Below are 11,240 nucleotides of genomic sequence, written 5' to 3' on the forward strand. Positions count from 1 at the left end.
CCAGCTTTTTCAGCATCCTGTTAGCCGCACGACAAGGAGCTCGGCGAACGCACGCAGGGTAAGCAGCGAATCGCGCCCGGGCGCCGCCCCACGCAACATGGACAGACTGCCAACCGTTTTCAGCTCGGGAGAGAGCGTGCCAGAAGCAATGGCCGCCATGGGCGAGGATTCAACGACCACGGAGTCTCTATCCAGCGCCTTGGCCAGCACAAAACTCTGTAGCGTGCGTAGCGTGGTGTCGGGCGACCACATCGCAAACTCGGTAGCTGTGTCAGCCGGCGCGCGCTCCCAGCGAATGCTGGCCCCCTGCACCTCGTACCGACGCGCCGGGTCGAGGCCCTGCGCACGAAGGTCGAAGCGCAGGCGGCCATCAGTTTCGGCGATGTTGGTGACGCGGACTGCTATCGCTCCGGCATCCACCACCGGCAAGGCTGGCTCGGGAGCCGCCAGCGCACTCAGGTTGCCATACCAGAGTCCCCAGCCCACAAACGACGCGATGATGAGGCGCACCGCGACTGGCATCTCGCGGAGTTTGTAAGCCATCCAGATGAGCGCGCCGACACCGGATACGCTGGCCAGCAGCACCGACGCGCGCAGCGTGGTGCTCGGCTGAATCAACTCCAACGCAAAGTTGCCTGGCATGAGCAGGCCGAACAACATGAGGGGCACCAACCACGAGGCCAGCATGGCCACCAGCGTGATGCCCGTCCGCCGTGTGCAGCTAGCAAAGGCCAGCGCCATGATGTTGAGCTTCCACGAGGTGAAGAGAGGCAGCAGCAGATGCCGCGGCAGTTGCACGACCTCAATGCCCGAATGATGAAGTGACCACGCAGCCGCCAACGCCGGTGGTAGCACTGTCGTGATGGTCAAGGACAACTTGGCCAGCGCGTGCGCCCGCCCATCGATCGGCAGCCCCTGCCAGAACGCCTGCGGATCGTCTGGGCGATCGTGATGCACGGCCGTGATGATCATAAGCATGGTGGTCAGCGCCAACGCGCCTACACCGAGAACACCGGCAACGACTGATGTACCCGACGCCACCGCCGTGGATTGCAGCGCAGCAACCGCAGACAGCACCAACAGCGCGAGCCACCAACGCCAGAGTAGGACCGCGTCCCATCGGATCAGATGCCAGGTTTGCGCCGTGAGTCTTGTGCGCAGAACACGCAGCGCCGACGGCGAGGCAGACGCATTTGGCCAGGGCATGGCCGGAGAAGGCGCGGTCATGCGCTCCTCCTCGACTCGGTAGAGGGAGCAGCGTACGAGAGATAGAGATCGCGCAACGTCACCGGACCTTCCCCACCCGCACCGTGTCGCGCGCGCAGGACATCGAGTGGCTCCGACACGTCGATACGGCCATCACGAAGAAATCCTACCCAATCGGCGAGCATTTCGATTTCGCTCACATCATGCGTGGCCACGATGACCGTCCACTGATCATCCGCCGCGAGCTCCAGCACGGCACGCACGATGGCGTCCTTGGCCGACAGGTCGAGACCGGTGAATGGTTCGTCGAGCAGCAACAGGGCGGGACGCGGTGCGAGGGCACAGAGCAGCGCCGCCTGCATGCGCTGACCACGCGACATATTCGACAACCGCTCGCCCATATCGAGCCGCAGCGTGTCCAGCAATCGTTCCACCACCGTGAAGTCCCAGCTGGGATAGAGCGGAGCGCAGTACGCCAGCAATTGCCGCAGCGTGAGGTGATCCGGCAATTGCTGACCGGCAGCCACATACGCGATGCGCTGACGCAGCTCCATCCAGCGCTGACGTGATGCGTTGGCATACAAGGCCGTGCCCAGCACCCTCACCTGGCCGCTATACGGCGGCACCATGCCGGCCAGCACGCGAAGCAATGTGGACTTGCCCGCGCCGTTGGCGCCGAGCAATGCGTACGTCGCGCCGGTCGGAACGTCGAGCGACAGATCCTTGAGCACCTTGCGCACCCCATAGCCGAAGCGCAGCTGATTGACCTGCACTGCGGCACCGTTGGCGGGCCGAGTTTCGCGATCATTCATGCGATTGATCCTTGCCGTTGCCGGCACCTATCGGTTGACTGTGTGCCGCGCTCACAGGCGGCGTCAGCACCTGCCATTGTTCGCGCACGGCCTCAAGGACCGTGCCCTCCTCAATTCCCAGCCGTTTGGCTTCCACCACCAGCGCCTCCACCTGGCGCGAGAGCAGCGCCCGCTGCGCCTGTGGTGATGCCTCGGGCTGCTCCGCCACCACCGTCCCCCGTCCCGGGTGCACCTCCAACAACCCCTGCCTTACCAGCTCGGCCACGATCTTGTGCGCCGTGTTCGGGTTGATGCGGAGCGCCTGCGATAGTTCACGCACCGAGGGGAACGGTGTGCCCGCTGACATCGTCCCTGCCACAATAGCCTTGGTCGCCGCATAGACCACCTGCTTGTAGGGAGACTCCCCCGGGACCAGAACCACTGGAAACGAAAGCATGGTGTACTATTCGTACTAGTACACATATTGTCAAGATATCGCGTTCTGTCCCAGTAGGCGTGACCCGGGCAGCCCACCACGTATTTTGGGAGGTCCTCTCTCCCGGAGCCTTGATGTTCCCGCCTCCCCGGCGTCGCGTGGCGACGCTGCCCTTCCTCCTGAGCGCGGCCGTGCTGGCCGCCCCGTCCCTGGCCCTCCGCAGCGTGCACGCTCAGGGCGCGCCACCAGCCGCGTCGGGCCCCGCGCGCGCCATGACACCGACTGACATCGCGGCCTGGAAGACGCTGCGCGGTGCAACGCTGTCCAATGACGGCGCCTGGTTTGCCTACATTCAGGCGCCCAATGAAGGCGACGCCGAAGTCATCGTCCGCCAGACGGCAGAAGGCGGCAAGGTGCATCGCTTCGCCATCGGTGAGGCGCCAGCGGCCGGTGGTGGTCCTGGCGGCGGCGGCACACCCGGCCTGCAGCTCTCCGGCGACGGCAAGTGGGTGGCCATGCTGGTCTATCCCAAGGCCGCCGACGCCAAGCGACTGCGTCAGCAGCGTCGGCCCATTCAGACCAAGGCGCTGGTGGTGAATCTTGCCACGGGCGAGCAGAAGGAATTCGAGCGCGTGCGCCGCATTGAGTTGGGTGGTGACTCACCGCGCTGGCTGGCCATGCATGCGTATGGGCCCGACGCCCCGGCGGGTGGTGGTGGCGCCGGTGGTGGCGGCGGGCCGGCGCCCGGCGCGCCCGGCATGGGTGGCAATCTCTTTGGTGGCGGCGGTGGTGGTGGTGGCACCGGTACCGACCTGCTGCTGCATGAGCTGGGCACCAGCACGCTGTTCAACGTCGGCAACGTGTCCGACTTTGCGTTTGACGACAAGGCGCGCTGGCTGGCCTACACCATCGATGCGCGCGAGCGCATTGGCAACGGCGTGCAGCTCCGAGACCTGAACACGGGCGTGGTACAGTCGCTCGACGCCGACAAGGCCTTGTATCGTCGGCTCGCCTGGAGCGATACGCTGCCGGCTCTGTCCTGGCTCAAGGGCACGGTAGACAGCGCGGCCACCGATACCACATGGGCGGCATTGGCCATCAGCGACGTGGGCCGCAGCAATCGCCGCGTGACGGTTGGCGCAGGCGGCAACGCCACGCTGCCCAACGGCATGGAAGTGAGTCCCGATCGCACGCCGCGCTGGACCGAGCGCATGGATGGTCTCGTGTTTGGTTTGCGGGTGGCCACGGTACCCGTGCCGCGCAGTGAGCGCCTCGAAGACGACGAACGTCCCACGCTCATTCTCTGGCACGGCAAGGATGCGCGATTGCAGTCGCAGCAGCTCGTGCAGGAGCAGGCCGACCGCGGCTTCTCGTTTGTGGCCACACTCTTCCCGGAGACGGGCAAGGTCGTGCAGCTCACCGATGAAGTGGTGCGCACCGGCACCCTGGGTGCGCGCGATCGCTGGCTGCTGGGCACGGACAACCAGCCCTATGAGCGCCGCGCCAGTGTCGACGGCGTGCAGAAGCGCGACGTGTATCTCGTGGATGCGCGCAGCGGGGAACGCACGCTGGTGAAGCAGGCCGTGCGTGGTCAGGCCTCACTCTCGCCCGATGGCAGCCACGTGATGTTCTGGGACGACGGCAACTTCCACAGCTACAACGTGGCCACGAAGGTCATCACCAACATCACCGCGGGCGCCCCCACGTCGTTCATCGACACGGAGGACGACCACAACGTCGACCGTCCGTCCACGAGCGTGCTGGGCTGGAGCCGCGACGGCAAGTCGGCGCTCATCAGCGACAACTACGATGTGTGGCGCGTGGGCATGGCGGGCAAGAGCTGGACCAATCTCACGGGCAACGGGCGTGCCCAGCGCATCCGCTACAGCCGGTTCATTCCGCTCGATCCGCGCGAGCGGGACCTCGACCTGACGAAGCCGCTGTACATGGCGGCCATGCAGGCCCGCACGAAGAAGGAGTCCATCGTGCGCATCGATCCGGGCAAGCCCGGCGCGGTGTCGGTGACCGGGTGGCGTGATGCGCGCCACGCCCCCATGAAGGCGCGCGATGCCAACGTGTGGGTGGCGTCCATTCAGACCACGACGCGCTTCCCCGACTACTGGCGGGTGAGCTTCGGCGCAGCGGCGCTGACCGACTCGGTACGGCTCTCGGACGCCAACCCCGACCTCAATGGCGTGCGCTGGTCGTCCGGTTCGCGCCTGGTGAGCTACGTGACGGAGAAGGGAGACAGCCTGCAGGGTGCGCTCATCCTGCCGGCCGGCTACGAGGAGGGCAAGAAGTATCCGACGCTGACGTTCATTTACGAGTTGCAGTCGGACAACCTCAACACCTTCTGGTCGCCCAACTTCTCGAGCTCACCCAATGCGCTCATCGGCGCGCACACCTCGCGCGGCTACGCGGTGTTCCTGCCGGACATCGTGTACAAGATCAACGATCCGGGCATGAGCGCGGTGTGGAGCGTGGTGCCGGCGGTGAAGGCGGCCATTCGCACGGGCGTGGTGGACAGCGCGGCCGTGGGCCTGCACGGCCACTCCTGGGGCGGCTATCAGACCTCGTTCCTGGTCACGCAGACCGACATGTTCAAGAGCGCGGTGGCCGGCGCGCCGCTCACCGACATGGTGAGCATGTACAGCTCGGTGTACTGGAACACGGGCAACACGAACCAGGGCATCTTCCAGAGCTCGCAGGGCCGTTTCAAGGGCAACTTCCTCGAGAACAAGGACGCCTACGAGCGCAACTCGCCCAACCGCTTTGCCGACCGCATCAAGACCCCGCTCATCATCCTGCACGACGACAAGGACGGCGCGGTGGACTTCAATCAGGGCATCACGTTTTACAACACGCTGCGTCAGCTGGACAAGGACGTGATCCTGCTGGAGTACGTGGGCGAGAACCATGGCCTCGCGCAGATGAGGAACCGCAAGGACTACTCGCTGCGCCTGATGGAGTACTGGGACAGCTACCTCAAGGGCGAGCCGGCACCGGAGTGGCTGAGCAAGGGTATTCCGCGGCTCAAGATGGAAGAGCATCTGCGGGAGATGAAGAAGAAGCTCGAGGGGAAGAAGATCGCGATGTGAGTCGGGCGGCTTGTGGAGGCGACTCACGTGCTGTGAACGGCACGTGATCCACAGCCGTGCGACGTGAGTTCTGCGTTGTGGGTGTGCGTGGTGCATTCGTCGGCACCACGCCATCCGCCCGCTGATGTAAGGATTCGTTCTGCCCGTACATTGCTTGGGTATGACATTGCCTGTGCCGTCTCCCGCCCCGCCCCGTTCGTTGGACCTCGCGCGATTGCGCGCCGGTGACGCGGAGGCGCTTGCCGCCTGTTACCACGCCCACGCCGGCCGTCTGTTGCTCGTGGCCTATCGCCTCACCGCCAGTTGGGCCGACGCCGAAGACGTGGTGCACGACGCCTTCGTAGCCCTGCCCGAGGCCCTGGCGCGCTACGAGGAACGCGGCCAGTTCGCCGCCTGGCTGTCCACGCTGACGCTGCGGCTTGCGCTCATGCGCCAACGCCGCGAGTCGCGGTTTGCGGCGTTGGATGCGGCCACCGAGCCCAGTGTGGCCGCTGCGGCCCCCGAACACATCGTGCCGCCGCGCGTGCATGCGGCCCTTGCTGCGTTGTCGGCACCACTGCGCCACGTGTTCGTGCTGCGCACGGTACATGACCTCACCCACGCCGACATCGGCGCCCTGCTTGGCATCTCCGCCAATGCGTCGGAGGTGCGATTCCACCGCGCGGTGAAAGCCCTGCGCCGGACCCTGGAGATACCCGTATGACCACCCAGCACCACGACGACCTGCCGCCCGACGTGGCGGCGCTGGTCCGCGATCTCCACGCGCTCCCCACGCCCGAGCCTTCGGATGCCCTGCACCGCCGCATCGCCGAAAGCCGCGTCAGCGGCCTGCGCGTGCTCGTTCCGGATTCGCCGACAGCCGACGCTGGCGTACGCGTGCGCCGCTGGCCCTGGGTGCTGTTCACCGGGTGTGCGGCGGGGCTGCTCGTCTACCTGACCCTGCCCTACAGCGATCTGGACTTCGGTGGTCGTCGTGATTCGACCGCGCCCTCACTGGGTACTGCACCGGGTGCGTCAACTTCCAGCACGCGCACTTCGTCGAATGCCTCACACGTTTCCGACCTCTTCTCGCCGTGGCCAAGAGTGGCCTATGCGCAGCGTGCGCCGGGTTCGCGTCCGGCGGCGTACGCGCCAATGGGCGGACTTGAGCCGCAACGTGTGCAGCTGGGGCAGCGCAGCTACGTGCGGCTCTCCGCGAGTGCGTATCACGAGACCCTGCCCCATGAGGCGTTCACGCTGGTCGTGGACACAGTGCGCCTCGGTTCGGCACGGGTATTCCGGCTGGTCACATCACGACTCGCTCCTCATCCAATTGACCGAAACGTTCGCGTTCCGCTGGTTGATACGCTCTGGTTGAATGCGACCACCATGCGCCCCATTCGACGGTTTTATGCCGCCGGCGCCCTGTTGATTCATCAAGAGTTCACGGACAGCTCCTTCGTCGAGTTAGACTCCATCAATCCGGCAGTCATACCCGACTCACTGCGCAAGGCCCGTGTTCCCTTTCGGATGCGGACGACCAAGGTATTTGGTCGCCAGCGTCCCTTCGTCATTAGCGAAAGCATGATGCTGGTACTGCTGCAGGCGCTTCCGCTGAATCGCACATGGACGGGCAGCATCGGCGTGCTTGACGGAGACAACCGAATGTTCGCGATCGGCAAACCGGACTTCCGTAATGTGCGCGTCGATGGCACCGATACGCTGCAGACGTTTTCCGGTCGATTTCCCGTATGGAGACTGATCGTGGAGAACGGCGTCAATGACGAAACGTGGCTGGTCAGTCAGAACTCTGGCGAAGTTCTGCGCACAAACGGACCGTTTGTGGCGGAGTATCCGAACTCTGAACTGCACCTCATTGGCGGTTTTCGGGAAAAGGTGCGAGTGGCGCCGCAGAAGCGCCCGTAGTTCCGAATCCCCCCCGGGACCACGCGATATCGCCGCCCGCTCCACGCAACACCCAAAACGCACGGCTCACGGCCCAGATCGGTGGACGGCCTCCCCGCCCTTTCCTTCCCGCCGTCCCCGCTCCCGCCGTCCCGGTCAAACTGTCTCTTGACTCCCGCCCCCAAAAACCGGATACTGCCCGTCCCTGATGCTTGCTCGCCCTCACGTGTGCGACCAGGCAAACGGGAATCACAACCGCTTCTCACATCCATCAGGTCGGACAAGTCGTTGCGTGGCAACAGCTTGCCCGTGAAAAGGGAACTCCGGTGCAATGCCGGGGCGGCCCCGCCGCTGTAAGGGAAGACGAAAGCCTCCGTTCTGCCACTGCGTCGCGTCTGACGCGGGAAGGCGTGGCTCTCGGTAAACGCCCAAGCCAGAAGACCTGCCTGATGCCGAGTCCGCGCGCCCCCTCGAGGGAGGGTTCGCCGGGGATTGCTACGCGTCGACCCACTCCTTGCGAGTGCCGCCGCGTGGCCCCGTTCGGGCTCCCGTTCAGCACCATCACGGGAGCTTTTGCATGTCAGGTGGCCCGGTCCTCCTGACACGCACGACGGCCGTCCTCGGGGGGCGTGCTTTCCCGCAGGTCACCCGTCCCAGGAGACTGCCAATGGCCACGTCCGTCGCACCCCGCTCCACCGCTCCGCGCTCACCGTTTGGCAGCTATGACGCCACTGGTGTCCGCGTCATCACCGAAGTCATCAAGCGCGATGGCCGCCGCGCGCCCTGGGACCCGGAACGCATCACACGCGCCATCGCGCTGGCCTTCTACGCCGCGCGCCACGACGAAGCGCAGAACCCGCACGCCGACGACGCCGCCCATCGCTTCGGCCTCGGCTTCACCGACTTTGCCGATGTCTGCGAAATCACGCAGCTCGTCGTCAACACCGTGGAGCGCAAGGCCCAGGATGGCCACGACCCCTCGGTGGAAGAAATCCAGGACGTGGTCGAAATGATGATCGCGGCGCGCGGCCATTGGGACGTGGCCAAGCGCTATGTCATCTATCGTGCGCAGCGCGCGCAGATCCGCCTGGCCGCGCACAAGGACAACGGCCTGCAGGACTACATCTTCCTCTCGCGCTACTCGCGCTACCGTGAAGACCTGGGCCGCCGCGAGACGCCGGCCGAAGCGTTCACGCGCGTCATGGACATGCACCGCGCGCACTTCGCCGACAAGCTCGACCTGCCGGTGGCCGGTTTCGGCGGACGCACGCTGCGCGCGCTCATGGACGAGACCGAGCAGGCGCTGCAGCGCAAGGCCATTCTGCCCAGCATGCGCTCGCTGCAGTTCGGTGGCCGCGCCATCGAGGCCAACAACGCGCGCATGTTCAACTGCGCCTTCACGCACATGAACCGCGTGGACGCGTTCAAGGAAGCCTTCTTCCTGCTCATGTCGGGCACCGGCGTGGGCTTCAGTGTGCAGAAGCATCATGTGGCGCAGTTGCCGGCCTTCCCGGTGCGTGGCGCCGAGAATGAGCTGCCCGTTGTGCACTTCACCGTCGAAGACACGCTCGAGGGTTGGGCGGATGCGCTCGACGCGCTCATGCACAGCTACCTCGATCACAAGAAGATCGAGTTCAACTACTCGCAGATCCGCTCGCGTGGTGTGCCGCTGCGCACCTCGGGCGGTCGCGCCCCGGGTCACCTGCCGCTCAAGAAGGCCCTCTCCGCCGTCGAGCGCATGCTCGACCAGGTGTCGGGCCGCGCGCTGCGCCCCATCGAGGTGTACGACATCCTCATGCACGTCGCCGTAGCGGTGCTCTCGGGCGGCATCCGTCGCTCGGCCACCATCTGCCTCTTCTCGGCCGACGACGACGAAATGGCGGCCGCCAAGACGGGCAACTGGTTCGAGACCAACCCGCAGCGTGGCAAGTCCAACAACTCGGCCGTGCTTGTGCGCGATCAGCACAGCGAGGCGGACTTCCAGAAGCTGTTCGAGCTGCAGAAGGAATTCGGTGAGCCCGGCTTCTACTTCGTGGACGACGTGGAGTACGGCGCCAACCCCTGCGTGGAAATCGGTCTCGCGCCGTTTGCCGTGGTGGACGAAGCCGCGCAGGCCAAGCTGGCCGAGTACGGCCGTCCGGATGTGCCGCTGGGCAGCACGGTGAGCGGCTGGCAGATGTGCAACCTCACCACCATCAACGCCAACGCCTGCGACGACGAGGCGGGCTTCCTGGCCTGCTGCCGCGCGGCGGCGCTGCTGGGCACGCTGCAGGCGGCCTACACGCACATTCCGTATCTGGGCGCCGCCACGCGCTACATAAACGAGCGCGAGTCGCTGCTGGGCGTGAGCATCTGCGGCATTCTTGATCGGCCGTCGCTGCTGCTCAATCCGTCGGTGCTCGAGCGTGGCGCGCAGGAATGTCTCGACACCAACGCCGCCATCGCCGAGCACATCGGCATTCCGTCGGCGGCGCGCATCACCTGCGTAAAGCCGGAAGGCACGGCCAGCCTCGTGCTCGGTGCGGGCTCGGGCATTCATCCGCATCACGCGCGGCACTACTTCCGCCGCGTGCAGGCCGCGCGTACCGAGCCGCTGTATCAGTGGTTCAAGCTCAACAACCCGCACATGACCGAGTCGTCGGCCTGGGATCCGGACACCACCGACGTGATCACCTTCCCGGTCACGGCGCCGGCCGACGCCATTCTGCGGGCCGACGTGGGCGCCGTGCAGTTCCTCGAGTACGTGCGCCTCGTGCAGCAGCACTGGGTGGTGGCCGGCCGTCGCCACGAGCAGTACAACCCCGGCTTGCACCACAACGTGTCCAACACCGTCACCGTGCGCGACGACGAGTGGGATGCGGTGCAGCAGTTCATCTGGGCCAATCGCAACTACTTCACCGGCATTTCGCTGCTGCGTGAGACGGGCGACAAGGTCTACGCCCAGGCGCCGCGCGAAGAAGTCACCACCGAGACCGACATGGCGAAGTGGAACGCGCTGCAGTACCGGGCGGTGGACTACACGGCCCTCTGGGAAGGCACGGACATGACGACGCTCGGTGACACCGTGGCCTGCGCGGGCGGAGCCTGCGAGATCGTCTGACGCAACAGCTGGTGAAGGCGTAGCAACACAAGACCCGAAACTCAAACGCACAACCCGGAACTGATCAGTTTCGAGTTGTGCGTTCGAGTTTCGGGTCTTGTGTTCTGCTGCGTCAGTGCACCGGTGCCCCTGATCTTCAATCACGCGCAGCGACGCAAACGTTGGTCACGGCGCACTGCGAACCAGCCGCACGGTTATCCGGTTGGTGTTGAAGGCACCACACTGACCTTCACTTCTGACTCTCAAGTTTCCTTGAACGTAGGGCTGATAGCCATCTGCGGTCACGCGCAACGTAAAGACGCCTTCGCGGTTGCCACCCGTGTAGACCGGCGTGTTGGCGAATGGTTGACGAATCAGGCTTTCCGAATAGTCTCCGGCAGAAATCGAAACCTCTGCTTGGCCGTTTGGCGGTTGGTTCGAGATCGAGTCGACCACCGTGACTACAAAACCGTAGGTACCGAGTGCAATGCAGTCGGAACTGCAGCCGCTTATGATCACGGCCGTCACGAAAAGCATCAGCGCATTGCGACACATCCGTATGCGGCACTTTTGCACCTTGGGGTGTGAAGTCACAAGAAATCCAATGAGTGGTGAACGAGATACCGCAACTGTCCTGCAGGACCGGCGCGCCGATTGTAGCCGCGCCAGTATTCCAACCGGTTGGCGCCACGACCGATGTGACGCCAACCGGCTCAGCGTCCCACTTAGGGAAGCTCTGATCAGGT

Annotated in this window: 8 protein-coding genes and 1 riboswitch; of the genes, 4 read left to right on the forward strand and 4 right to left on the reverse strand. The window is 65.1% G+C overall.

Going from position 1 to position 11,240, the window contains the following annotated elements; translation table 11 throughout:
• Nucleotides 1-9: 9 nt before the first annotated feature.
• From B2747_RS14005 to B2747_RS14015, 3 genes are read right to left on the reverse strand one after another with little or no spacing between them, the layout of a single operon-like run.
• Nucleotides 10-1,227, reverse strand: a complete 1,218-nt coding sequence (locus B2747_RS14005; protein WP_291162150.1) for a hypothetical protein — start codon at nt 1,225-1,227, stop codon at nt 10-12.
• Nucleotides 1,224-2,018, reverse strand: coding sequence for an ABC transporter ATP-binding protein (locus tag B2747_RS14010; protein ID WP_291162153.1), 795 nt, complete (start codon nt 2,016-2,018; stop codon nt 1,224-1,226). Before B2747_RS14010 ends, B2747_RS14005 begins: the two co-directional genes overlap by 4 nt.
• A complete protein-coding gene (locus tag B2747_RS14015; protein ID WP_291162156.1) occupies nt 2,011-2,454 on the reverse strand; it encodes a GntR family transcriptional regulator in 444 nt (147 codons plus the stop codon). The genes B2747_RS14010 and B2747_RS14015 overlap by 8 nt, the downstream gene beginning before the upstream one ends.
• 113 nt (nt 2,455-2,567) lie before the next feature.
• On the opposite strand from B2747_RS14015, the gene B2747_RS14020 reads away from it, so the two are divergent.
• The 4 genes from B2747_RS14020 (at nt 2,568) to B2747_RS14035 (ending at nt 10,515) form a co-directional block, all read left to right on the forward strand.
• On the forward strand, nt 2,568-5,531 hold the full coding sequence (locus B2747_RS14020; protein ID WP_291162159.1) for a S9 family peptidase: 2,964 nt from the start codon (nt 2,568-2,570) through the stop codon (nt 5,529-5,531).
• A 160-nt stretch (nt 5,532-5,691) separates the two neighbouring features.
• Complete coding sequence (locus B2747_RS14025; protein ID WP_291162162.1) at nt 5,692-6,234, forward strand: RNA polymerase sigma factor; 543 nt, start codon at nt 5,692-5,694, stop codon at nt 6,232-6,234.
• The gene (locus B2747_RS14030) at nt 6,231-7,436 is read left to right on the forward strand and encodes a hypothetical protein (RefSeq protein WP_291162165.1); all 1,206 of its coding nucleotides are present in this window, start codon (nt 6,231-6,233) and stop codon (nt 7,434-7,436) included. The genes B2747_RS14025 and B2747_RS14030 overlap by 4 nt, the downstream gene beginning before the upstream one ends.
• Nucleotides 7,437-7,671: 235 nt before the next feature.
• Nucleotides 7,672-7,879: riboswitch (cobalamin riboswitch) on the forward strand.
• A gap of 203 nt (nt 7,880-8,082) precedes the next feature.
• Entirely contained in the window at nt 8,083-10,515 is a 2,433-nt protein-coding gene (locus tag B2747_RS14035; RefSeq protein WP_291162167.1) for an ATP cone domain-containing protein, read from the forward strand.
• Between the two features lie 165 nt (nt 10,516-10,680).
• Here the strand turns inward: B2747_RS14035 and B2747_RS14040 are convergent, their stop codons facing one another.
• The gene (locus B2747_RS14040; RefSeq protein ID WP_291162169.1) at nt 10,681-11,022 is read right to left on the reverse strand and encodes a hypothetical protein; all 342 of its coding nucleotides are present in this window, start codon (nt 11,020-11,022) and stop codon (nt 10,681-10,683) included.
• Nucleotides 11,023-11,240 lie beyond the last annotated feature (218 nt).

The organism is Gemmatimonas sp. UBA7669, assembly GCF_002483225.1.
Lineage (GTDB): Bacteria > Gemmatimonadota > Gemmatimonadetes > Gemmatimonadales > Gemmatimonadaceae > Gemmatimonas.